This is a genomic window from Paenibacillus peoriae KCTC 3763 (assembly GCF_000236805.1).
Taxonomy (GTDB): Bacteria; Bacillota; Bacilli; order Paenibacillales; family Paenibacillaceae; genus Paenibacillus; species Paenibacillus peoriae.
Genome location: NZ_AGFX01000021.1, coordinates 128,422 through 152,992 on the forward strand (window position 1 = coordinate 128,422; position 24,571 = coordinate 152,992).

The window sequence follows — 24,571 nt, forward strand, 5'->3', positions numbered from 1 at the left end:
TGAAGATGATGGAAAGCCGAAATTGGATTGGCGGTGAGTGGCTGAGTCCTTCCGGCGAAGAAATGGTGGTTCGCAACCCTTCAGCGTTAAAGGAGGAGGTGGGAGTCATCCATTTTTCCACTGAGGCTGATATTGCACAGGCCGGGGAGGCGGCAAGGCTGGCACAAGCAGGCTGGTCGGCATTGAGTCCGGCGGCACGGGGAGCTTATCTGTTCAAGGCAGCCGGTTTGCTGGAGGCGAATCTGTCCGATGTAGCGGAGCTGGCCAGCCGGGAAATGGGGAAGCCGATTACCGAGATGCGCGGAGAGGTGATGCGCGGCGTCCATCTGCTTCGATACTACGCTGCAGAGGGTGTACGTTCGATCGGTACGGTCATTCCCTCGAATGAGCCGGGAGTACTCCAATACACAAAGCGTATTCCGCTGGGTGTGACGGCAGTTATTACCCCGTGGAACTTCCCGGTAGCTATTCCCTTGTGGAAAATCGCGCCCGCACTCCTGTGTGGAAACACAGTCATCTGGAAGCCCGCAGAAAACGCGTCATTAACGGCGGTACGGATTGCGGAATTGTTTGAAGCGGTGCAGCTTCCGCCTGGTGTGCTGAATCTCGCCATTGGGCAGGGGAGTCGTATTGGCGATGCCTTGCTGGAGCTCCCGGTACTGGATGCAGTCAGCTTCACGGGTTCTACGAAGACGGGGTTGGGCATTGCCGGGCGGTGCGCACGTAGGAACATCAAATACCAGACCGAGATGGGCGGTAAAAATGCTGTGATCGTGCTGAAGGACGCGGATATGGCGCAGGCGGTAGCGATGATTGCCAGCGGTGCCTTTCGGTCAGCCGGGCAAAAATGCACGGCCACCAGCCGCGTGATTGTCGAGCGGTCTGTCTATGACGCGTTTACGGAAGCCTTGCGCCATGAGGTGGCAAAAATCCATATGGCCCCGGCACTGGACCCCGGCGCGTATCTTGGGCCTGTCGCATCCGCAGGTCAGTATGAGAAGGTTATGTCCTATGTTTCGCTGGCCCGCAGGGAAGCAGATATCCTGGTCGAAGGTGGAGCCGGCGCCGCGACAGATGATGGGTATTATGTGCGTCCACTGGTGACAGCCGGGCTGGATTCGTCTCATCCCTTGATTCAGGAGGAAATTTTTGGTCCTGTGGTCGGTGTCATGCAGGCGGACGACTTTGAGGATGCCATTCGACTGTGCAATGCGTCTATTTACGGGCTGAGTGCTTCACTATTTACCCGTGATTTGCGGCTGGCTCATCGTTTTCTGGATGAAGCGGACGCCGGAATGGTGCGGGTCAATCAGGAGACGGCGGGTGTCGAATATCAAGCTCCGTTCGGCGGTCTGAAGCAGTCCAGCTCACATACCCGGGAACAGGGGCAGGTAGCGCTGGATTTTTATTCAGCGATTAAAACCTGCGCAATCAGCTATGAGTAAGCGGGCGATTGGACGGGGGAAGACGGTCGGGACGGAAGTGCAGGATAAAGAGACTCTGAATGGAGATACACCGAATGAAGGTGTTCTGAATGGAGATGCTCGATGTGGAGAATCAAGGCATGCAGACGTCCGGTATGCAGGCAATCCGTATGCTGATTCACGAGGCGGGTCATCCGGAGCGCTTGGCGCATCAAGTCATCTGCTTGTATGCCGCTGTGAAGAAGTGAGTTTGGCACAGCTGGAGCAGGCCTGCGATATGGGAGCGGATACGGTGCGCCAGCTTAAAATGGCTACGCGGGTCACGATGGGGGCGTGTCAGGGCAGGGTATGTCGACAACTGGTAGAGACGTGGTTTTACAGTCAATATCCCGCTGCCCGCCGCGAGGCAGAGCTATTATCGCAAAGACCTCCGGTACGTCCCGTGACGTTTGGTCAGCTGGCAGAAGGAGGTTCCTTATGAGTCGCGCGCGTATTGTGAATCATCCAATTTTGGGACCGAAGCCGGAGCAGCGGCAGGTGTCCTTTGTTTTTGACGGTCGTCCTATGCAGGGATTGGCTGGAGAGCCGCTTGCGGCAGCGCTGCTGGCAAGCGGCGTTCGTTTGCTGAGAAGGCATGAGGAATCCGGTACAGCCAGGGGCGTATATTGCGCCATTGGGCACTGTAACGAATGCCGCCTGACGGTTCATTCGCTTGGCACTGTCCGCTCTTGTTTGACCCGGTTGGAGGAAGGCATGATCGTAGAAACAGGCAGACAGCTTTCGAATGAAATAACAGGGAGAATCGTGACATGAATAAAATGGCGCATCTCATCGTCATTGGAGCAGGTCCCGCCGGACTGTCAGCAGCGGCTACAGCAGCTGAACATGGATTGCCGGTCACGGTATTGGATGAGTTTACCGAGCCGGGCGGACGGATGCCCGGACAATATCATGAGGAAGGCAGCACAGGCTGGTGGGTTGGAAAACATGTTTCGGATGAGCTGATCACCCGTTGCAGCGAGCTTGGGGTGGACATCCGCTGTGGTATATCGGTGCATGGCATGGAGTATACGACAACATGGGAAATTTCCACTTCCTGTGGATTATTCACTGCTGACTACGTATTACTGGCCACCGGAGCCGCCGAAATTCCTGTTCCGCTAGACGGCTGGACGCTGCCTGGCGTGATGTCCATCGGGGCCGCGCAGGTGATGACCAACGTTCATTATGTTAAGCCGGGGGAACGCGGCATTATTGTAGGCATGAACGTCCTGTCCATGGCGATTGCCCGCGAGCTGTCCGTCGCCGGGGTGAAGGTGGCGGCGATTACACTGCCGTGCGCTAATCCGCTGGCTGGTGCAGCGGCAGATCCGACAGCTTCCGCGAAGCTGCTGCTGCAGCTATCGGGGCTGGCTCCGGCCGCCTGGATGCGTGCCGGCGGCAAGCTGGCAGCGGCGATGCGGATGGAGGGCCTCATCGCACACTGCTATCCCCACAGAGGCTTCCGTCTGTGGGATATCCCGATCCGTTTGCGGACGGCAGTGCTGTCCGTCAACGGGCAGGACCGGGTCGAATCCGTGACCCTGGTCCACGTTAAACCGGATGGCTCACCTATTCCCGGCAGCGAGCGCGTCGAACCCGCCGACTTCGTGGCGCTGAGCGGCGGACTGTATCCGCTCGCCGAGCTGGCGGCGGTGGCCGGGTGCAAATTCGTGTACAGCCCCGAGTTGGGCGGGCATGTTCCACTGCATGGTGAGCGAATGGAAACCTCGCTCAAAGGGCTCTACGTTGCCGGCAATATTACCGGCATCGAAAGCGGGCTGGTCGCCATGGCCCAAGGCCGATTAGCCGCCGCTTCCATGGTCCACGCCGCCGGACTCGGCGGAGCCGAAGGGGAGCAGCGGGTACAGGAGGCGATCCGCGAGGTCGATTTTACCCGAAAGAACGCGCTGATTCAGTTTCATCCCGGCATTACAGAGGCGCGAACGCAGCTGTACCAGCAGTGGGAGCAAACCGCTGGCAGCGGCGTGTAATCGCTTGTCATGCTTGGCGTAAGCTTTTCTTTTTTTACATCCCAAATTCGCCTTAAAGGAGCACGGAAGATGACGCTTAAAGCCAAAGCCCGTATGAAAGCAAGACCATTCGCACTGAACGAGGTAGTGTTGGTTGAAGGTTAGCGTTGGATAGGGGTCATTTGAGATGGTTTGCAAATAAAATAACGTTTGATTTTTAGTTGACAATGATTTATGATGTAAGAAATATTGGATGATGTTGGAACATTGATTATTGTATGAACTGATTTATTCATAGTCGTTTGCGCGTGAAGCACACGGGCTGTTTCTTCCTTAACTAGGGAGAGGCAGCCCTTTTTTGTTGGTTTAGCACCATTTCGCCTACTCGTTTCTTATATTCACTTTTCCGAACTAGGCTGAAATAGATGTGATATGGTTTTTTAGAATGTCTATTTATTTAGAAGTTTTCCTTATAGATTTTGTAATAGGGAAACCATATAATAAATAAGTTGGTATCCAGTATTTTCCGAAAGTGGGGATGCGATAAGTCTATGAGAGCAGGGTTGATATACATAGTTTGGAGTATAAGCAGACAAAGGGGATAGAGAGATGAGGATAAAAAAATGGATGCTGAGTTTGACGGCAGTTACGTTGCTATGGGGCGCGACAAGTACAATGCCAACGACAGAGGCGGCAAGCAGCTCCCAACCGATTGAAGTCTTGTTAAATGCGAAAAAGATACAGTTCCCGGATGCTAAGCCTTTTCAGGATAGTAACGATTACGTGATGGTTCCCATCCGTTTTGTATCCGAGGCGCTGGGGGCCAAGGTTGGGTGGGAGAAAACAGGCGGTCAATTGGCCGTGTCGATCAAAAATGATACACATGCTGTTAACATGACGGTCGGACAAAACACCGCTACTGTGGACGGACAGACCAAAACATACGAAACGAAGATTATTTTGAAGCAAAACCGTACTTTTGTGCCGCTCCGGTTAGTAAGTGAAGGTTTGGGCCAGACGGTAGAATGGGATAAGGTCAGCCGTTGGGTCTGGATCGGGAAGAAGGAAATTGCGGCGTTGGAGGATACGGGGCATCAGATGGTAAGTATTGAGCCGTATAAAAAGGCATTTACGTCTAACCCATATCTTTTAAAAAATGCTCAAGGAAAAGTATTTGACAAAGTGATGATTTTCAAAGTTTCTGACCTGCCTTTGAAGCTACTACGTGATGTTTATAGCATTGAACCTTATACCAATGCAAAAGGCACACCTTACTTAAGAATTAGAGCAAAAACTAAATCTACTGCGGGGAATCTCTTCTACATCTCAAGAAATAATGACACACGCTATCGTTATGCTGTTGAAGAACTGACTACGGACAACGGTGATGGTACTAAAATGCTATATTACCCTATTTATTCATCAGGAGATGAACTTTTTAATGGGATTAAGAACTATAAATCTTTTAAGTTGCAAGATATTGAATATATCGGATTTCGTTTGGCAGCAGATGACTTTATTCCGTTGATGGTCAATCCATGGAAAGGAAACTAATGAATAAGGCCAAACGTCTTCTAGTCATATTGGTGGTGGGAGTACTGCTGCTACTGCAGCTCCCACCATTTTATTTTTCTGCTGAAAAAGTAGCAGCAGATACAGAAGTTACGCCGCTGTCCTATTTTGCAGATAAGAATCATCGCTATTTTGTTGGTATGATGTACTTTGACATGTGGAAAAATAGCAGTGATATATGGGTTACCGATCATAAACAACCAAACAAAGGTATGTATGGGGAAGCCACTTTCACATACAAGTTTCAATTTCCAGGAAGGAAGATTAAAAACGTCGAAGCTCGACTGTATACGGCATCAGATCCAACCAATTATTTTAGTGAATCACGACAAGATAGCTACGAAGAATACAGTGATTCAATAAGTCTTGGAACAACAGATGAGAATATTCGTCCTTTTCAAAAGAAGGGGATTGGCACGGATACTACAGTTATTCCGATATCTGTAGACATGAAATTGAACGCATTTAGGCCTAAAAATATCAAGGATGAATCCTGTCCAAATTGTGCTGCTAATGTTGAAGCCTGGCGCATCTATCAGCCCATCCTGTTCAAGATCGAACTGGAGAGCAGTCTTATCGTCAAGCATTTTACGATTGATGGGAAGTCGCTTAACAACGTATTTACACCAATAGAAGATGAGTTAAAACCTGATCAACCGTATGATTTCACCCCGCCTACTAATCCGAAATATGAGTATGTGGGTTACAAGAAAAGCACGACAGGTAAACCGCCGAGTGGAGATATTTTGCCAGGCATTGTACCCGGGTTTACGTATGATGGTTCTTTTGAGCAGTTTACCGCTTATTTGTATTACAAAGAAAGCCAGGGCTGTCCTAAGCCTGGAGAAAGCCAGGAGGGTGCACCCCCAGATTGCCAAGACGAAGAACAGCCGACAAAAGGTGTTGTCTGTTCCCGCCCTGTTCCTGGCTTGCGTTTGGAAACTGCCGAGCTGGACCCGACAGTATCTGCTGTTATCAAAGCTGATCAGCGTGGGCGGGAACAGTTTGACGTATCCAAAGGTATTCCTACATCTGAGAGCCTATACGGGCATGTACAAGCGAAGAGATACCTTTTTCAGCATAAGTTTGTGAACATGACGGGTCAGTGTACATATACGGTGAACGTAAAACGGGAATATCGGTTAACTTGGCGGCCCAAGAAAAAATCTACACGGAGAGAAACGGTGAAAAAAACCTATACCTACAAAGTTGTACGTCCGTACTCTTTTTGGACGATAGACAACTTGGAGGTATACGGTATCGAGGGAGCTACTCTCCGCAATTATGCGTTACCTAATGAAACAATCACCATCCGTCCGCAATCCTATACACCTCCTTCTTATATTGCAGCGACTGAGGGCAACTTTTATCCGCCCCCTGCACCGGGAACAGTGGATGCTGGTAGTCGCAGCAAGAACGGGGGCAGCAGCAAGCCGAGTGTACCTGACGAACGCAGTGCACTACAATCCAAGGCAGAAGGAGCTGTAAAGGAAGTCGAAGTGGAAAATGATGCCCTGACCTTTGAAAACAAGATCATAATGAATCCGGAGCGTGTGAAGGTGAATGGACCTAAACCGGGTGTTATTCCCACTTCCGGGGCCATTGGACCGGATGTGCTATACAGTCCGGGGCATGTGATTGATAAGCGCAAGATAAATAAGCCTAATACGCCTAGCAGCGGCAACATTACCTACGCTATTCTTAAAGGGAATATCAACGGTGGGGCGGATAAGACGTTTCCGATACAGGGGATTAACACGGTGACTGTTCACACTCCTGTTGTGAATCATTCAAGTGTGTCGGATGATGCTGCGCATAACCAGAAAACCAAGCCTACGAAGGGGCGATCGGCACTTATTTTGGAGCGTCCTTTCCGGGTGAGGATTTCGACGGCAGGCCCACATTTGAATATTCCCGGCTACGGGGAGCGGGAGTATGGCAAATATGTACGAACCAAGCAGGTGCGCTTTCCGTTTGACGTGTACAACAAAGGGAAAACTCATTTTTATCCACGGGGCACCTGGATCGATATTCCGGTGCTACAGCTGGACACAGAATTTTATTTGCCAGTATGGGTGGATGAAGGCAACTACACCGTCGAGTTCCGTACTATTGCTGAAAATGCGCCGGACGGGTTCACTGAACAGCGTCATGCCAATATGGAGCTTGCCCATCATGTTGCCAATGATGTGGTCAACATTGAAGTCATCGGACGGATGTATGATTTTCATATTACCGATATTGCAGATTACCATTGGGAGCGGGTATTTCGTCAGCACAAGGGGAGCCCGGTACATAGCGGTCTGTCCTATTGGACAGGGCTGGGGAACATCGACGGATTGCCAAGGGGGAATCAGGAGCCGTTTACCCTGCCTGTACGTCCCGGTAGTCATCCGCATGAGGGCTACCAAAATGTAGCGGTCAAGACGGGCTACCATTTCAAGTTTGATCTCAAAACCAAAGGCAATATGTTCAGCGCCAAAGATGGTATTCGTATCACGCCATCATTTTATTGGGTGAGCAAGGATGGCCGCCAGCGGGAAGAGGTGGACTTGTATACACATGCGGGAAGCCGCAAATTTATCCGATTGGGCTCGGCAGAGGATCGAGAGAAACGGTATGTTATTCTGAATGAGCGGCTGCGCAACGTACCAGCAGATGAAATGCAGGACACAGCCGCCTACCAATATAAGCATGAATTGAGCGAAACACAGCGTGGCCAGTCGACGCTGGAACGTTATGTATCGCTATATGCCCAGCGCATCACGCGTAACAAGACGTGGATCGGCCGCTACGATTGGCTGGTGCTGCCCGCGGCGGTGCGAACCTTGATCGGTCCGAAGACAGACCTGCCGGAGGGGGTGGATGTCGACCGTGCGAATGCGGCAATTCAGCGCTGGTATGGCGAATATAGCCTACCTGCCGATGTGTACGCGGTCACCAAAGGGACGGATTTACGTAATGAAAGCCGTAACCGGGAGCTAAACGAGCATACGGATATATTCAAGAAAACGGGCTTTATCGTCGTTCGCTTTAATTTGGAATCGCTCCGTCAGGGGGATACTGAGCATCCATATTTGCAATATATTCATGGTCCGCTGCTGAACCAATGGCAACTGGAGGGTTACCGCAGAGAGATAAAAGACCCTTACGGACATACCTTTCATTTACAGGATGGGGATGTCGTGTTTTATCATGCAGACCAGTCCAGCCGGGACGATTTCAATTCATTTGTCCCTCACTAATCTGAAAACATAAAATTCTGAAGGCATAAAATGCAGACCAGTTATCATTAATCCTAATGCAAAAAACGGGCTATGGAGATTATTCCATAGTCCGTTTTTTATATGCTCTTAGGAGCTTGATATGAAGATTTTGACGGAACATATGTAGTTGGAACTCTAGACTTTTCCGAAGCTCCTCATGCGGTATAATAGACCGAAATGTCTGTGGGCTTTTTCCTGCGGAGAAGATGAGAACGGCTGGAAAAGGGACAGGATCACGGACAGGATCACGGAAGGAATGACGATGATGGATGAAAAGGATTGCCTGATGTTGTGCTACATTGCAGAAGAACATAGCTTGAAACGCGCCGCCGACCGTTTGTATATTACACAGCCCGCCTTGACCTATCGTCTGAACCAACTGGAGAAGGAGTTCGGTGTGCCCATTATCGTACGCGGAAACCGAGGAACCCAGCTGACCATGGAAGGCGAGCGACTGGCCCAGTATGCCAAGCGAAATTTGAGAGAACTGACCGAATTAAAAGAAGCTGTCATTCACCTGAGCGGTGAGGTAAAGGGAACGCTGCGTCTGGGAATTTCGAGCTACTATGGTCACTACCGGCTTCCGCCGATCTTAAAGAGCTTCAAAGATATTTATCCAGATGTGCAATTCTCGGTAACCTGTGGACTCAGCGCGGAAATTTATGAAATGCTTCGTGGGGATGAAATTCATCTGGGTGTCATCCGCAACGATTATCCCTGGTCCGAGGGAAAGCATCTTCTTCATGAGGAACATATTTGTGTAATCTCCAAGGAAGCTGTAGAGCTTGAGCAATTGCCGGAGCTTCCACTGATTCGTTATAAAGACCCGGGCAAACCGCAGCTTTCCGGTCATATGTATTCCTCGTTCAACGAATCCGTTCAGGCGTGGTGGAGTGAAAGATTGGGCAGGCCGCCACGTGTTTCCATGGAGGTGGACAGCTACGAAACCTGCAAGGAAATGGTCCGCCACGGACTGGGATATTCGATCGTACCCGAAATATTTGTTTCGCCAAAGGATGAATTGTATGCATTTCATTTGATTCGCAAAAATGGAGATCCTGTTCTGCGCCGAACATGGATGTTGTATAAAAATAAATCCAGCCGCTTGATGGCGGTGGAACGATTTGTTGAATGGATGCACCAAACATAGCTCTTTGAGTACCGTGAGGAGCTCTATTTGTTGGTGAGAATCGGCATTTTTCAAGGGTTCCTATGTCATATATAAAATAATTTTAAGTACAAAGCCAAAAAATATTAAATTTACTTCACTGGAATTCGCTTATACAATGTTGATTAATAAATTGTATAATTATTCGTTATGACGAATGAAAGGCGGCATTTCACTGATGGACTCAACGACGAATGGACAGGCTGGCCGAACACCATCTCATGAAGAGATTTTGAAGGCTGTAGATGCAAAGGATCACGAACTGCGGGAGCTTGCCCGAACGATACATGCACATCCTGAATTGAGCTTTCATGAACATCAGGCTCAGGGATGGCTCACCAATACATTGGAACAGGCCGGCTTTGCTGTGGAAAAGGGTATCGCCGGACTGGAAACCTCCTTCCGTGCAGTATGGGAAGGGAAGCCCGGCGGACCCACCATCGCACTGCTGGCAGAGTATGACGCACTGCCAGCGATTGGACATGCCTGCGGGCACAACCTGATTTGCACCGCATCGGTCGGCGCAGCCATAGCCCTGAAGGAAGCGGTGCCGGACCTGCCCGGACGCATCGTGGTATTGGGCACACCGGCCGAGGAGGAGGGCGGCGGCAAAATCATCATGTGCGAGCACGGCGTATTCGATGGCGTGGACGCGGTGATGATGGTGCACCCGCAGAGCAAAACGATGGTTTTGCGCGGGGGACTGGCCTGCGTAGATGCCACGTTCACGTTTCACGGCAAGCAGGCTCATGCTGCTTCCTCCCCGGAGAAGGGCATTAGCGCGCTGGATGCCATGATTAATGCCTTTGTGGCGATTAATTCGGTTCGCCAGTTCGTTACCAGTGACGTGCGTATCCACGGCATTATTACTAAAGGCGGGGATGCCCCGAATGTTGTGCCGGAGCTGTGTGAGGCCGTGTTTATTTTGCGTGCCCAAACTGTTGTCGGCTTGGCCAAAGTACGGAACAAGGTGTACCGCGCTGTTCGTGCTGCGGCAGAAGGCATGGGCGCGACCGTGGACATTGCCGAGGGGCTTATTTATGCAGAGCGCAATACCAACAAGACATTGGCTGCTTTGTTCCAAAGCAATTTGGAGCAGCTTGGTCTGGAGGTCCATGAACCCCCTGCGCAGGGAGGGATCGGCTCGTCGGATATTGGCAACGTCAGCCAGATTACCGCAGCCATTCACCCCTATATCCGACTGGGGGATGCGTCCACGCATACGCCGGAATTCGCCCGGCTTGCGGGAGCGGAGGAAGGCATGGTTGAAATGAACTATGCTGCCAAAGCGCTGGCGCTGACCACTTACGATTTATTGACCGACCCCGTGGCTTTAAAAGAGGTGCGAACCGAATTTGAGCAGTGGCAAGCGCAGAGAAACGGGGAGGCATTCGAATGAGTAGCAACAGCGCCGTACCGAGCGGCCCTAGAAAATGGCTGAAAATGCCGCACACCTTTGTCATTCTTATTTTTCTGACGCTAGTGGCCGGGATACTTACCTATGTCGTTCCTGCTGGAGAGTTTGAACGGGTGAAAAATGAAGCGACCGGTAAAACGCTGCTCGTTCCCGGTTCATACGCTCATGTTGATCCGAATCCGGTTACGCTGTGGGATATTCCGAAATCGATTGTATCCGGTCTGGTCGATTCGGCCGATGTAGTCTTTTTCATTCTCATTATCGGCGGTGTTTTCCAGATTATTACGTCCTCAGGAACGATTGAGGCGGTGACTGGAAGAGTCGCAAGGTCCTTTTCCAACAAGGGCATATGGGTGATCCCCGTATTTATTTCCCTGTTTTCCGTCGGCGGCTTTACCATGGGCATGTCCACCGAGGTGATGGTATTTGTACCCATCGGTATCGCCATTGCCCGGGCGTTAAAATTTGATGCCATGACAGGCACGGCCATGATTTCACTGGGGGCCTCCTGCGGATTTACGGCCGGACTGCTGAACCCGTTTAATGTTGGATTGGCACAGGCGATTGCGCAAATTCCTATTTTTTCAGGACTGTGGCTTCGTGTCATTATCTTAGTCATTTTGATTGTGATTACAAGCTTATATATTATGCGCTATGCCAGCAAGGTCAAGAATAGCCCGGAGAGCAGCCTCGTTTACGAATTGGAACAGAGTGCTGAAGACAAGCCGGTGGATTTATCGAATCTGCCCTCCATACAGCTTAGGCATATCCTGATCATTTTGACTGTCGCGGTGAGCTTTGCAATGTTGATCTGGGGAGTGTCCAAGCAGGATTGGTGGATGGAGGAGCTGGCAGCTCTGTTTCTTTCGATGGGAGTGATCTCGGGATTTTGCGCAGGCTATGGGCCGAGTCGTATTGCTACAGAGTTTGTAAAAGGAGCCAAGGATATCACGTATGGTGCCTTGATTATCGGCTTTGCGCGCTCTATCGTGGTTGTGCTAGATCACGGCAATGTCATTGACTCCATTGTCAACAGTCTGGCTATCGTAGTCGGGCATCTGCCTGAGTCGGTGCAAGTGCTGGGAATGTATGTGTTCCAAAATATTATGAACGTATTCATCACCTCCGGCTCGGGCATGGCCGCGACGACGATGCCGATTATGGTGCCACTGTCCGATCTGCTGGGCATTACAAGACAGACGACGGTACTTGCCTTCCAATTGGGAGACGGCTTCTCGAACATGATTTTGCCTACTTCCTCCGCCTTAATGGGAAGCTTGGCCGTATCGGGTATTCCATATCAGAAATGGGTTCGTTTCTTCTGGCCGCTACTGGCCGCCTGGTTCGTTCTGGGTGCAATATTTGTAGTTGTGGCCCAAATCATCGGGTATCACTAAAGTATAAAAGCAGGATTAGTCCTGTACCATTTGAACGTTCATAGCAAATACAGGGCACAAAACACTCTGCACGTTTACAGCCAGTCGTCGAAATCAATCGGCGACTGGCTATTTCGTTTCGCATGAACCCCGAATTGAGCTATAGCAGGTATCATGGTAATGCTTTTACCACATCCAAGTTTTTAATTGCTTTATTTTCGTATACATAGCTTCTTCATTCCATACTATTTAAAACTCTAAATGTGGATTTGGAGATAGTAAAACGATTACAGTATTATTATGATAGAACATATCCTAAGAATTAGTAGTGAACACCGGAGGTGGATTTTAGTCGAAAACAGCGATAGTGAAAAGATATCCAAATAAAAATCCTTTTCGAACACGTACTAATAGATACCAAGGAAATAAGAGATTGGGCTTGTTTCTTTCCTCGACTAATCTACTTCTATATCGATGGGAGCCGGAAATGATGGAATTCAAGGTAAAGGATTTGTTTCAAATCGATACACTAAAGCAAGCGTTCGTCATCAGTGGCAAGCAGGGCCTGAACAATCCGATTCGCGGAGTGACAATTATAGAGGCACCGGATATCGCCGAGTGGATTAGCGGAGGAGAATTGCTGCTGAGCAGTCTGTATCCGCTGCAATCCTACAATGTTAGCGAACAGAAAGCTTTTATGGCCCAGTTATCCGATAAAAAGGCAAGCGCATTAATTATAAAAACTGGCAGATTTGTCCACGATATTCCTGCCGGCATCATCGAAGCGTCGGAGACGCTCCATCTGCCCGTTATTCAGATTCCGAAGCAGGTTCCTTACCGAGAGATCATATATCCGGTGATGGAAGCCCTTTTTAACAACCAGGTGGTAAAGCTCAAATACTTTAAGGAAGCGCATGACAAATTTATTGCGCTTACACTTGCCAATAAAGGCTCGGAACATATTATTGCCTCCTTAAAAAAGCTGATTGGCAATCCAGTGACTTTATATGATCGGAACTTCCACTCCATATCATCAACCGATCCTCATTTGGTGCAGTTTGAAGTGCTGGAACAGGAGGAAGCGGATGCTGCCCGGATGGATACAGAGTTCCCTTTTTATCGGCAGCGCGTGAACTATCCGGATTGGCACGGCCAAATATGCAACCATTTTATCATTCCGGTTGAAACCGTGAATCATATCAAGATTCATCTCGTTATTCATGAAACGTGCAAAACAGTAGAAGCGCTTGATTTTATTGCGATTGAAAACGCGGCCACTTCCTTGTCGCTCGATCTCGTCAAGCAATATGCCGTAGCTGAAGTAGAAATGAAATTCAAAGATGACTTAATCGATGATCTACTGCATGCCAAAATTGAATCACTGCAGAGCGTATATCAGCGGGCCAATTTGATCGGCTGGGATTTGAACAAGGTATATGTCGTCGTATTGTTCCGCTTGCGGGCCGAGGATGGATACGATGCGATGAAGACAGATCTGTATGGACTACATAATCCATATCAGCGTATGCTGTATGAATTCATTCATCAGCAGGTTCCGGAAGGCACCATTCGGAGCAGGAGCGATCAACTCATTGTTTTGTGGAATGTGGAAAACGCAGAAGAAGACAAATTAGCCTGCTTGCGCATGATAAAGAAAGCAGCCGAGAACATTCAGAAAATGTTTTACAAAAGCTTTCAGCATCTCAACTTGCAGGTCGGCATCGGGAGCGCGGCCCATTCGATAACGGAGCTGCCCCGCAGCTACAAGGAAGCCCAGGACGCTTTACAGCTTGGGACGTTGATGAATGGCAGTTCCGCAATCGCGGCCTTTTCGGATTTGGGTATATACCGTCTGCTATGTCAAATCGAGGACGCCGGAGAGCTGGCGAAATTCATTCCGCCCTCGTTAAAAAAATTGCTTGCCTACAAGCAGCCAAACAGGGAGGATTTAATCAAAACGCTGCAAACGTTTTTGCAGCATCATCAAAACGCCGCCAAAACAGCCGAGGAGCTGTATGTCCATTATAAAACAGTGACTTACCGGATTGAACGCATCAAGGAAATTACAGGCATTGATCTGGAAGATCCGGATGAGGTGCTGTCTGTGCAAGTCGGCTTGAAAATTCTCGTCTTGATTGGCGATAATCCTTTCACTTGGCATTTAGATCATGCAAACGTGTGAGTAGAATAGGGCCTTTCTATTCAGGCTCCGCTTCATGAGGGGGAAGTAGCTCCCGTGAAGCGGAGCTTTTTTTGTTGTCCATTTATCCGATATGGATAAAAAGGCGGGGCTCTTTTTATCGGGATGCCTCGATGTTATTTCCTTTTTAAGCGTTTACAATTAATATGCAAGCAAAAAATGGCCTTACAAAGTGCGAGTTCAAAAAGGTCACTTCCTACTTTGTGCTTCGCAATCAAAAGTGGACTGTTTGAACAACCTTGAAAAGGTTGCGCCACGGATAACTAAAATACCAATTATTTTGCTTGGAAAACTCGCACATCTTTAAAGAAGGGACAGATAAGATCATGGATAAGATCCAAACGGAAACCGTTCGCCTTGTCGAGTGGTTGAGCCAATTCGGCAATGACCCGGCTGGAGGCGTCTCGCGCCTGCTGTATTCCAAGGAGTGGACGGCTGCACAGAAAGCACTGGAGCAGTACATGCAAGAGGAAGGGTTCAGCACTTATTACGATGAGATCGGCAACTTGTACGGACGGTTGGAAGGAAGCCAATACCCGGATCAAACGATTATGAGCGGTTCTCATGTAGACACGGTTCGCAATGGCGGGAAGTATGACGGGCAATATGGCATTATTGCCGCTTTGATGGCGATGCGGGCCTTGAAGCAGCAGTATGGTCAACCGCTGCGTACTTTGGAAGTGGTATCGTTCGCAGAAGAAGAAGGCAGCCGCTTTCCTTATGCCTTCTGGGGCAGTAAAAATCTTGCCGGTGTGGCAAAAAAGGAGGATGTTCAGGAAATTGCGGATTTCAATGGCTTTCCGTTTACGAAAGCGATGGAGGAAGCGGGATTTCGTTTTCGCGATGAGCCGGTGGAGCCGCGCACCGATATTACAGCGTTTGTCGAGCTGCATATTGAGCAAGGCAGCGTCTTGGAGCACGAAGGTCTGTCAGTCGGCGTCGTCCACAGCATTGTTGGGCAGCGGCGCTTTACAGTCGAGATCGCAGGAGAAGCGAATCATGCCGGCACGACGCCGATGGGATACCGCAAAGATGCTGTTCATGCAGCGAGCCGGATGATTAAACAAATTCTGGACCTGGCACAAGCGCATGGCGATCCGCTGGTGACAACGGTTGGCAAGATCGAAGTGAAACCGAACGTGGTGAATGTCGTGCCGGGCAAAGCGCTGTTCACCTTGGATATCCGCCATACGGACAAAGCGGAGCTGATCCGGTTTACGGACGAGGTGACGGAGTTGATGCAGCTCACCGCCAGCACAAGCGGGGTGGAATTGGAGATAGACATGTGGATGGATGAGGACCCCGTCCCGATGGATCGCCGGATTCTCGACGTATTGGAACGGCAATGCAAGGAACATAACATTCCGTTCAAGCTGATGCATAGCGGAGCAGGTCATGATTCTCAGATTATGGCGAAGTTTGTGCCTACGGCGATGCTGTTCGTTCCAAGTCGTAATGGAATCAGCCACAATCCAGAAGAGTATACCCGCCCGGAACATCTTGCAGACGGGATTCAAGCCTTGACCCATGCGCTGTACGAACTGGCATATCAAGCATGATTGCAGTGAAAAACAGGACAAGCAGGCAGGCACAAATCGATTTGCGCTGAGGAGAGTGGGAAATGTGAGGGACGCAGGTCAACAGGGAAAGTCGGAATATTGGAAAAAAGTCATCGTCATGCTTTGTCTTGGATGGACGGTAATTTGGATTTATCGCACGATCTTGAATCCGATTCTTCCCGAAATTGAACGAGATTTGAATGTGACATCAGATGCGAGTATGGGCCTCATCTTCAGTGTATTTTTCTTTGCCTATACGATGATGCAAATTCCGTCGGGGATGCTGGCGGACAGGTTCGGACGGAAGTCGATTATTATACCGGGATTCATCCTGTTCACCACCGGAGCTCTGCTTGCCGGGTTCTCCACCTCGCTCATGTTCCTATTGGTAGCGAGCTTCGTCACGGGACTGGGGCAAGGTACTTATTACGGTCCGGCATATTCCCTCTCATCGGAGACGATTCCCAAGGAGAAGCGTGGCATTTCCACGGCCATCATTAACAGCGGTTCCGCCATTGGCATGGCCATAGGTCTTATTGGCTCGAGCTTCCTTGTAAAGGATGCCGGCTGGAATTGGCGGGTGCTGCTCTTTATTACGGCAGGTCTGGCCTTCAGCTTAATGCTGGTGTTTGCCAAGAACATCAAGAAGACCACGACGCCGTCAAAAACGGCTGTGAAGGACACGGATGAGGGGGCTCAAGATAAGGCAACATTGAAGCGGCTGTTAGCCAATCCGAAGATGATTGCCTCCTATGTGCTTTATTTTGCGACCTGCTACGGATATTACATGATTGTGACCTGGCTTCCATCTTATTTACAGAATGAACGGGGCTTTCAAGGGTCAGCTATCGGCTTTGCAGCTGCTTTGGTTGCCTTCAGCGCCATACCGGGAGCCTTGCTATTCAGCCGGCTGTCCGACAAGTTTATGCACAAGAAGATTACGTTCATTATCATTTTGGAACTGCTGGCTGCAGCAATGTTATATTTGACTGTTTCGGTAAATACGAGCACCTTGCTTATTGTCTGCCTTATCCTGTACGGCTTTCTTGGCAAGCTGGCCGTCGAGCCTCTCTTAATCTCGTATGTGGCGGATATCGCACCGAAGCAAGGGGTAGGGGCAACGTTTGGTTTCTTCAACTTCTTCGGCATGATTTCATCTGTTGTTGCTCCCTTCGTCACCGGTGTCATATCTGATGCGACGGGCAGCAAGGTACTTGGCTTCTATCTGGCGACGATCATCATTGTCATCGGGGCGGCGGTAATGCTACTGACCAATGTGAAGAAGAAGCCTCAGATATCTTGAAGTTTCTCGGTTTTCAACATCTGAGATTGTAAAATCCGTCTTGGAACCGGGTTCATTAAAAAAAAGGAGAGTGTGTAACATGGGTTATCCAAAAGATTTGTTATCGAGCCGTTCCATTATCAAGCGTGGCAACTTCGCCTTAATTCCGCCGGAGGGTTTGGTTAAAAATATTGTGCCCGGCTTTGAACAATGCGATTTGACGATACTGGCTTCCCCGCGTCTTGGTGCCAAATTCGTCGATTATGTGGTGACGATGCACGAGGGGGGCAAGAACGAGCAAGGCTTCGGCGAAGCTGGCGTGGAAACATTCGTGTACTGTATGGAAGGGCGGGTGAAAGCTTCTGCGGGTGAAGAGTCATACTCGCTGCAGGAGGGCGGATACTTGTATTGTCCGCCGGGCGTAAAGCTGTACTTGAAGAACGAGCAGGCTGAAGATACCCGGTTGTTTTTGTACAAGCAGAAATATACGCCGCTTGAAGGAAATAGCTTTTTTCCATGGGTTGTTTCAGGGAACGTGCACGATATTGCGGAGATCGATTATGACGGCATGACGAATGTAAAGCTGAAGGATTTACTTCCAACTGATCTTGCATTTGATATGAATTTTCATATTCTGTCGTTTGAACCGGGCGGCTGTCATCCGTTCGTGGAGACGCATTATCAGGAGCATGGGGCGATTATGCTGTCCGGTGAAGGCGTCTATAACCTGGACAATGAATGGATTCCGATTAAAAAAGGGGATTACCTGTATATGGGACCTTATGTGCCGCAAGCAACCTACGCTGTAGGCAGAGAGCCATTCGCCTACTTGTATTCCAAAGATTGCAACCGGGATGCGTCCCTATAAGTGACAGGATTGACCGCCTTTTGTTGCTGTCCGAATCGGCAGCAGAAGGCGGAATACGTGCAAAGAGGGGATAGACATGAGAGTAACCAAACGAGAACTGCATGAGCTTATCCGAACCAAATTGTCCCGTGCCGGATTGTCTGTCGACCATGCGGATGTGGTGGCTGACGTGCTCGTACATGCCGATGCCCGTGGCGTCCACTCGCATGGGGCCATGCGTGTCGAATATTATGCGGAGCGCATTGCAAAAGGCGGAACGAACGTGAATCCCCGTTTTGCGTTCGAGAAGACAGGGCCATGCTCCGCCGTTTTCGACGGGGATAACGGGGCCGGGCATGTGGCGGCCATGCAGGCGATGCGGGAGGCAGTGAATATCGCCAAGGAAAATGGTGTCGCCGTTGTCGGGGTAAGACATATCGGGCATAGTGGCTCCCTGTCTTATTATGTACAGCAAGCGGCGCGGGAGGGGCTAATTGGCATTTCAGTCTGCCAATCCGATCCGATGGTTGTGCCTTTCGGCGGGGCTGAGCCTTATTACGGCACGAATCCGATTGCTTTCGCTGCGCCAGGAGAAGGCAGCGAGCTCATCACCTTCGACATGGCGACTACCGTCCAGGCATGGGGGAAAATTTTGCATGCCCGTTCAAAGCACGAGCCGATTCCGGATACATGGGCGGTGGATAAACAGGGCGTAAGGACGGATGACCCTTTTAAAGTGCACGCATTGCTTCCGATTGCAGGGCCGAAAGGGTACGGACTGATGATGATGGTCGATGTACTGTCCGGCATCCTTCTTGGTTTGCCGTTCGGCAATCAGGTCAGCTCCATGTACCACGACCTGACCGAAGGCCGCAATCTGGGTCAGCTTCATATTGTGATTAACCCGTCCTTTTTTACCGATTTGGATACGTTCCGGCGTAACATTTCGAAGACGATGAGTGATTTGAACGGCATTAATCCGGCGCCTGGCTTTGAGCGAGTTCTCTATCCGGGACAGAATTATGACCTGATCGAGCAGGAGAACGAAGCTAACGGCATTGAGATTGTAGACGAGGTATATAACTATCTCGTATCCGATGTCGTTCATAACAACACTTATGATCATAAAGATCCATTTGCAACGTAACACCTGCATGATAAGAAATGTCAATGAATCAAAACAGACAAGTGAGGTGAACCAGGAATGCTGCATACGATCATTAAAAAAAATTCGTATCAAGATTCGGTCAATTTGATGCTCCTGACCAATTATATTTCTGCGCTTGAAGGTGTGATGCAGGCGTCGATCATGATGGGGACGCCGGCTAACAAAGACATTATGCGCAATTCCGGGTTGTATACGGATGAGCTGGAGATGGCCGGGGCCAACGACATGTGCATTGTCATCGATACCGAGACGCACAGCGGACTGGATGATATTCTCGTGGCGGTTGACAGCTTCTTAAGCGATCAATCCGTCAGCAGCAGCCAGTCCTCAACCGAGAGCGTACGCTCGTGGGAGCGCGCGTTGAAGGAGAACCCGCATGCCAACTTGGCCATTATTTCGGTTCCAGGTCAATACGCGGCGACAGAAGCCGACAAAGCGCTTGATTACGGACTGCATGCCTTTATTTTTAGTGACAATGTACCGGTAGAAGAAGAATTGAGCCTGAAACAGAAGGCACATGACAAAGGGTTGCTCGTGATGGGTCCTGATTGCGGTACTGGTGTGATATCGGGTGTTCCGCTTGCCTTCGCAAATCGGGTGAAAGCGGGCAATATCGGTATCGTCGGCGCATCGGGCACAGGCATCCAGGAGGTGACCACGCTGATCGACCGCATGGGCGGCGGTATCAGTCACGCGATTGGCACCGGGGGACGTGACCTCTCGGAGACTATTGGGGCGATTACGATGTTGGACGGCATCCACGGACTGGCGCATAACGACCAGACCGAGGTAATCGTCATTGTATCCAAGCCGCCGGCCAAGTCGGTGCGCGAGAAGGTCGTAAGCCAGCTACAGGGGCTACCTAAGCCGGTGGTTACCCTCTTCCTGGGAGAGAAACCGTCCACACATGTAGGGAATGTCTATGAAGCCTATACGTTGGAGGAAGCAGCGATGATTGCGATTGATCTGGCAAAAGGCGCCGCCGTGCAGCCGTTATATAGCTTGCCGATCGATGTGCCGAAGACAGCATTGAATCCGGGACAAACCTCGATTCAAGGTTTGTATGCAGGCGGCACATTAGCTGCCGAAGCGGCTATGCTCATCGCGGATGCCCTTCAACTGAAGGATGGACTTATCCATGAGGCAGGTTATGTCCTCAGATCAAACGGTCATGCCATCGTTGATTTAGGCGACGATATGTATACGCAAGGCAAGCCGCATCCGATGATCGATCCGGCTACCCGGATTCAGCATATTGAGAAGGCTGCGCAAGATCCAGCCACTGCGGTCATTTTATTCGACGTCGTGCTGGGATACGGCGGTCATGATGACGTTGCGGGCGTGCTGGCTCCGGCTATTGAAAAGGCCGCAGCCAAGGCGAAGACTGAAGGGCGCAACCTCTATTTTGTAGCTGCTCTGTGCGGCACCCATCAAGATCCGCAGTCTTATGCAGAGCAGAAGCGCAAGCTCGAACAGGCGGGCGTGCTAGTCAAAGAGAGCAACAACCAGGCGGTGCGCACGGTGCTGGCTATGATGCAGCTCGTCCTCGAAGACGTGCCAAAGGCACACCGTCCTGCAACAACATTCGCTCCCGAGGCGTTCTCCGCTTCTACTGCAATCGAAGCGTTGCTTGCCGGGAAGCCGTCTGTCATTAATGTGGGGCTGCGAAAGTTTACAGAATCCATTACTGCAAGCGCTGCTTCCGCGATCCAGTACGATTGGAGACCGGTTGCGGGCGGCAGCGTGAAGATGCAGCAAATATTAGACCAATTAAAAGATTACCGGTTTTCGAGTTAACGATAAATCAACTGCCTATGAACTGCGACTATGTTGAACAATCAACATTGCAGATGAACGGCCAGGAGGGAATCTCATATGAAATATCAGACTATTGATGAAGCCAATCGGGCGGTTATTGACAAAATTGCTGGCGGAGCCCCGTTTCTCGTCGATGTAGTACCAGCACATACCGTCATCCCAGAGTTGGAAGGCAAGACGCTACTGCATGCGGGCCCGCCGATCGCGTACAAGGACATGACAGGTCCCATGCAAGGCTCGTGCGTAGGTGCTGCTTTATTCGAGGGCTGGGCGAAGGCTGAAATGGAGGCCCGCAGCATGCTTGAACGGGGCGATATCCGTTTCATCCCGTGCCACCATGTCAAGGCAGTCGGTCCTATGGGAGGAATCACATCCGGTAATATGCCGGTATTCGTAGTCAATAATCGTTCCGAAGGCAATGAGGCTTACTGTATCATGAACGAAGGCATCGGCAAGGTGCTTCGCTTCGGCGCTTATTCAGAAGAAGTCATTACCCGCTTGACATGGATGAAGGACGTGCTTGGCCCGACGCTTTCCCGGGCGCTTAAGGCAACGAAGGAAGGTCTTAACCTGAACGTCATGATCGCGAAAGCCATTACGATGGGGGATGAATTCCATCAACGCAACATTGCCGCTTCGCTCGTTTTTTTGAAAGAAATCAGCCCTTATATCGTCAATCTCGATATGGACAAGCAGGAGATGCAAAGCGTTATCAAATTTTTGGCGGATACCGATCAATTTTTCCTGAATATCATGATGGCAGCGTCCAAGGCTGTAATGGATGGGGCCCGCACCGTCGAAGCAGGCACGGTCGTAACCGCCATGTGCCGGAATGGACAGGACTTTGGCATCCGCATCAGCGGCATGGGAGACGAATGGTTTACCGCACCCGTAAATACGCCGCAGGGGCTGTTCTTTACCGGCTTTTCGCAAGCGGATGCCAACCCGGACATCGGCGACAGCGCGATTACGGAAACGTTTGGCGTTGGGGGGATGGCGATGATTGCAGCTCCAGGCGTTACGCGGTTCGTCGGAGCCGGAGGATTCCAAGATGCCTTGGCAACGAGCAATGAAATGGTCGAAATCTCTATCGACCAGAACCCGAATTTTACTGTTCCGACCTGGAACTTCCGCGGAATTTGTCTCGGTATTGATGCCAGAAAGGTAGTGGAAACAGGAATTACGCCAGTCATTAATACCGGTATTGCCCACAAGGAGCCAGGTGTAGGGCAGATCGGTGCCGGTACAGTTCGTCCGCCGGTCGAATGCTTTGAGAAGGCGCTTGAAGCTTATGCGTCGAAGCTCGGACTTCTGTAGAGCGTCGCTTTATACGTCTTGTCTCATGGGAGAGGAGATTCACGCCGAGCTTACGGCATTCCTCTCCCGGAGGCCGGTAGGTCGTGTGCACAGCATTTTCGAGAACGGAATCAACCTGGCCATGGAAGACGCATTGATTTTTATCGGGACAACGAAGAACGGCAGAGTTCCATTCGGCATTCATATGGGACAAGAAAGTGTCAGAAGGCTGCGTTTTTATGTCAAGTGCAATGACGAGGTTGTTGTCAGGACGCCGGACATGCTTCAATTCTATCGTCCCAAATACCCGATGACGCTTGACCTTTCGCAAGCCACGCCGTTCCATTATGAAATCCGTGCCCGTCATTACTGTAGTTTCCGTGATTTATTTCACGTTGATACATTAGTGAAAACATGCCTCACCTGGGGGGTGCCGACGGGACTCGACGTGGAATGGAACCGTTTTCTTGTGAAAGATTATAGACCGGATGATCCGCAGTACACTACGATACGGCATGCGGAACAATTGCTTGATGCTTTGTTATCCGGTGAGGTTCGAGCCATCGAGACGCCCTTGCGGTATTTTCTGGGGCGTGGGCCAGGACTGACGCCGTCGGGAGATGATTTTCTTATCGGATTGTTGGCCGTTCATAGGTTGACCGGTGCCTTTCATCCAGCGTTTTTGACCATCCTTCATCATATTTTGGAAACAGAAGCAATTACGACAGATGTGAGCAAAGCTTATTTGCTCCATGCGCTGCACGGCCGATTCAGCGACAAGGTAACCCGGGTGCTGAACGCGATGGTTATGAAGGATGCAGCTTATTTTCAAACCAGGCTTGCGCTATTACTGCAAACCGGACACAGTTCCGGGATCGATACGGTATTCGGGATCGCCAATGCCATCATGGCCCTAAGGAGGTATGAACATGTCAGAACGAGTTGTGATTGCATTGGGGGGCAACGCCATTTTGCGGCCTCACCAAGAAGCAACCTATGAGAACCAGCTAGAAAATGTACGCAGCAGCAGTGAAAAGATTGCTGATATCGTGGAAGCGGGCTATAAAGTCGTCATTACACATGGCAATGGTCCGCAGGTGGGATTGATTTTGCAGCAAAATGAAGAAGCGAAAGAGGTTGTCTCTCCTTTTCCGTTAGACGTATGCAGTGCGGAGTCTCAAGGATTAATCGGTTACATGCTCGATCAATCCTTAAAGAATGAACTGCGGAAGCGGGGGCTGACGCAGCAGGTCGTCAGTGTGCTGACACAAACGCAGGTATCCGAGGATGATGAAGCTTTTCTGCATCCAACCAAGCCAATCGGCACCTTTTACAGCGAAGAGAAAGCCCAGCAAATGATTCAGGAGAAAGGCTGGAACATGAGTGAAGATGCGGGCCGGGGATGGCGTCGCGTCGTTCCTTCGCCGCAGCCGCAGTCTATTTTGGAGGCAGAAACCATTATGAGGCTTGTCGAGAGCGGAGCGATTGTCATTGCTTCTGGAGGCGGAGGCATTCCGGTTATCCGGCAAGCGGACGGCACGATTAAGGGCATCGAAGCGGTAATCGACAAGGATCGCAGCGGCCGCAAATTGGCCGAGGAAGCGAACGCCGATATCTTCATGATGGTGACAGACGTGCAAAATGTTTTCATTCATTACGGAAAGCCGGAGCAGCAGAAGCTAGGCCATATCAGTATGGAGGAAGCCAAACAGTACGTTCAGGAGGGACATTTCTCCACAGGCAGTATGGGACCGAAGATAGAGGCGGCTATATCATTGGCAGAACAAGGAAAACACACGATTATATGCTCAATCGAAGATGCCGTTTCGGCCCTCAGGGGAAAAGCCGGCACGCATATTTCCTGATCAGCTGGCACAGTCAGAGAGGGTGCAAGCGGCAAATCATCCATGCAGCAACCGTTTCCTGGTATTCGACCGGGGAACGGTTGTTTAGTTTTATATATGGTTCATTGAAAATCGCTTATTGGATTTTGCAAAAATCCTTATTCAGCCCTCATCTTGCCATGTTTGCACAGACTTGGTGTGGGGGCTATTTCAATTCATTGGCAACAACACGGATTTGTGTAGAGAAATCCCCGGATATTTAAACGCTTTTGGGATAACAGCAAAACTATAATAAAAAGGAATTTAAATTATGTAAGCGCAA

Annotated in this window: 18 protein-coding genes; all 18 read left to right on the forward strand. The window is 50.2% G+C overall.

The features are described 5' to 3' along the window. Positions 1-8: 8 nt before the first annotated feature. The 18 genes from KQI_RS0114380 to arcC all read left to right on the forward strand — a co-directional run bounded on the left by KQI_RS0114380 (position 9) and on the right by arcC (position 24,270). On the forward strand, positions 9-1,445 hold the full coding sequence (locus KQI_RS0114380) for an aldehyde dehydrogenase family protein (protein ID WP_029390163.1): 1,437 nt from the start codon (positions 9-11) through the stop codon (positions 1,443-1,445). Further along, the gene (locus tag KQI_RS27445) at positions 1,438-1,905 is read left to right on the forward strand and encodes a (2Fe-2S)-binding protein (RefSeq protein WP_010347494.1); all 468 of its coding nucleotides are present in this window, start codon (positions 1,438-1,440) and stop codon (positions 1,903-1,905) included. Before KQI_RS0114380 ends, KQI_RS27445 begins: the two co-directional genes overlap by 8 nt. After that, the gene (locus KQI_RS0114390) at positions 1,902-2,237 is read left to right on the forward strand and encodes a (2Fe-2S)-binding protein (protein ID WP_010347495.1); all 336 of its coding nucleotides are present in this window, start codon (positions 1,902-1,904) and stop codon (positions 2,235-2,237) included. Before KQI_RS27445 ends, KQI_RS0114390 begins: the two co-directional genes overlap by 4 nt. Next, positions 2,234-3,457, forward strand: coding sequence for an NAD(P)/FAD-dependent oxidoreductase (locus KQI_RS0114395; protein WP_010347496.1), 1,224 nt, complete (start codon positions 2,234-2,236; stop codon positions 3,455-3,457). Before KQI_RS0114390 ends, KQI_RS0114395 begins: the two co-directional genes overlap by 4 nt. A gap of 588 nt (positions 3,458-4,045) precedes the next feature. Next, positions 4,046-4,990, forward strand: a complete 945-nt coding sequence (locus KQI_RS0114405; protein WP_010347497.1) for a copper amine oxidase N-terminal domain-containing protein — start codon at positions 4,046-4,048, stop codon at positions 4,988-4,990. Further along, complete coding sequence (locus KQI_RS0114410; RefSeq protein ID WP_010347498.1) at positions 4,990-8,253, forward strand: DUF5704 domain-containing protein; 3,264 nt, start codon at positions 4,990-4,992, stop codon at positions 8,251-8,253. The genes KQI_RS0114405 and KQI_RS0114410 overlap by 1 nt, the downstream gene beginning before the upstream one ends. Positions 8,254-8,536: 283 nt before the next feature. Then, a complete protein-coding gene (locus KQI_RS0114415) occupies positions 8,537-9,424 on the forward strand; it encodes a LysR family transcriptional regulator (protein ID WP_010347499.1) in 888 nt (295 codons plus the stop codon). Between the two features lie 196 nt (positions 9,425-9,620). Next, positions 9,621-10,841 carry a M20 family metallopeptidase gene (locus KQI_RS0114420; RefSeq protein WP_010347500.1) on the forward strand — a complete coding sequence of 407 codons (1,221 nt, stop codon included), beginning with the start codon at positions 9,621-9,623 and terminating at the stop codon, positions 10,839-10,841. Then, positions 10,838-12,256, forward strand: a complete 1,419-nt coding sequence (locus KQI_RS0114425) for a YfcC family protein (protein WP_010347501.1) — start codon at positions 10,838-10,840, stop codon at positions 12,254-12,256. The genes KQI_RS0114420 and KQI_RS0114425 overlap by 4 nt, the downstream gene beginning before the upstream one ends. 466 nt (positions 12,257-12,722) lie before the next feature. Next, positions 12,723-14,417 (forward strand): PucR family transcriptional regulator, encoded by a 1,695-nt coding sequence (locus KQI_RS0114430; RefSeq protein ID WP_241763921.1) that lies wholly within the window; start codon positions 12,723-12,725, stop codon positions 14,415-14,417. A gap of 344 nt (positions 14,418-14,761) precedes the next feature. Further along, positions 14,762-15,994, forward strand: coding sequence for an allantoate deiminase (gene allC / locus KQI_RS0114435; protein ID WP_010347503.1), 1,233 nt, complete (start codon positions 14,762-14,764; stop codon positions 15,992-15,994). A 64-nt stretch (positions 15,995-16,058) separates the two neighbouring features. After that, the gene (locus KQI_RS0114440; protein ID WP_010347504.1) at positions 16,059-17,297 is read left to right on the forward strand and encodes an MFS transporter; all 1,239 of its coding nucleotides are present in this window, start codon (positions 16,059-16,061) and stop codon (positions 17,295-17,297) included. A 79-nt stretch (positions 17,298-17,376) separates the two neighbouring features. Then, positions 17,377-18,144, forward strand: a complete 768-nt coding sequence (allE, locus tag KQI_RS0114445) for a (S)-ureidoglycine aminohydrolase (protein ID WP_010347505.1) — start codon at positions 17,377-17,379, stop codon at positions 18,142-18,144. A 76-nt stretch (positions 18,145-18,220) separates the two neighbouring features. Continuing rightward, entirely contained in the window at positions 18,221-19,270 is a 1,050-nt protein-coding gene (gene allD, locus KQI_RS0114450) for an ureidoglycolate dehydrogenase (protein ID WP_010347506.1), read from the forward strand. A 57-nt stretch (positions 19,271-19,327) separates the two neighbouring features. Continuing rightward, a complete protein-coding gene (gene fdrA / locus KQI_RS0114455; protein ID WP_010347507.1) occupies positions 19,328-21,088 on the forward strand; it encodes an acyl-CoA synthetase FdrA in 1,761 nt (586 codons plus the stop codon). A 78-nt stretch (positions 21,089-21,166) separates the two neighbouring features. Then, the gene (locus KQI_RS0114460) at positions 21,167-22,426 is read left to right on the forward strand and encodes a YlbE family protein (RefSeq protein WP_010347508.1); all 1,260 of its coding nucleotides are present in this window, start codon (positions 21,167-21,169) and stop codon (positions 22,424-22,426) included. Further along, the gene (locus tag KQI_RS0114465) at positions 22,401-23,405 is read left to right on the forward strand and encodes an oxamate carbamoyltransferase subunit AllH family protein (RefSeq protein WP_029390166.1); all 1,005 of its coding nucleotides are present in this window, start codon (positions 22,401-22,403) and stop codon (positions 23,403-23,405) included. The genes KQI_RS0114460 and KQI_RS0114465 overlap by 26 nt, the downstream gene beginning before the upstream one ends. After that, entirely contained in the window at positions 23,335-24,270 is a 936-nt protein-coding gene (arcC, locus tag KQI_RS0114470; RefSeq protein WP_029390167.1) for a carbamate kinase, read from the forward strand. Before KQI_RS0114465 ends, arcC begins: the two co-directional genes overlap by 71 nt. Positions 24,271-24,571 lie beyond the last annotated feature (301 nt).

Coding starts and splice junctions, on each gene's coding strand:
- KQI_RS0114380 (WP_029390163.1), top strand. CDS start 9: ATGGAAAGCCGAAATTGGATTGGCGGTGAGTGGCTGAGTCCTTCCGGC.
- KQI_RS27445 (WP_010347494.1), top strand. CDS start 1,438: ATGAGTAAGCGGGCGATTGGACGGGGGAAGACGGTCGGGACGGAAGTG.
- KQI_RS0114390 (WP_010347495.1), top strand. CDS start 1,902: ATGAGTCGCGCGCGTATTGTGAATCATCCAATTTTGGGACCGAAGCCG.
- KQI_RS0114395 (WP_010347496.1), top strand. CDS start 2,234: ATGAATAAAATGGCGCATCTCATCGTCATTGGAGCAGGTCCCGCCGGA.
- KQI_RS0114405 (WP_010347497.1), top strand. CDS start 4,046: ATGAGGATAAAAAAATGGATGCTGAGTTTGACGGCAGTTACGTTGCTA.
- KQI_RS0114410 (WP_010347498.1), top strand. CDS start 4,990: ATGAATAAGGCCAAACGTCTTCTAGTCATATTGGTGGTGGGAGTACTG.
- KQI_RS0114415 (WP_010347499.1), top strand. CDS start 8,537: ATGATGGATGAAAAGGATTGCCTGATGTTGTGCTACATTGCAGAAGAA.
- KQI_RS0114420 (WP_010347500.1), top strand. CDS start 9,621: ATGGACTCAACGACGAATGGACAGGCTGGCCGAACACCATCTCATGAA.
- KQI_RS0114425 (WP_010347501.1), top strand. CDS start 10,838: ATGAGTAGCAACAGCGCCGTACCGAGCGGCCCTAGAAAATGGCTGAAA.
- KQI_RS0114430 (WP_241763921.1), top strand. CDS start 12,723: ATGATGGAATTCAAGGTAAAGGATTTGTTTCAAATCGATACACTAAAG.
- allC (WP_010347503.1), top strand. CDS start 14,762: ATGGATAAGATCCAAACGGAAACCGTTCGCCTTGTCGAGTGGTTGAGC.
- allE (WP_010347505.1), top strand. CDS start 17,377: ATGGGTTATCCAAAAGATTTGTTATCGAGCCGTTCCATTATCAAGCGT.
- allD (WP_010347506.1), top strand. CDS start 18,221: ATGAGAGTAACCAAACGAGAACTGCATGAGCTTATCCGAACCAAATTG.
- fdrA (WP_010347507.1), top strand. CDS start 19,328: ATGCTGCATACGATCATTAAAAAAAATTCGTATCAAGATTCGGTCAAT.
- KQI_RS0114460 (WP_010347508.1), top strand. CDS start 21,167: ATGAAATATCAGACTATTGATGAAGCCAATCGGGCGGTTATTGACAAA.
- KQI_RS0114465 (WP_029390166.1), top strand. CDS start 22,401: ATGCGTCGAAGCTCGGACTTCTGTAGAGCGTCGCTTTATACGTCTTGT.
- arcC (WP_029390167.1), top strand. CDS start 23,335: ATGTCAGAACGAGTTGTGATTGCATTGGGGGGCAACGCCATTTTGCGG.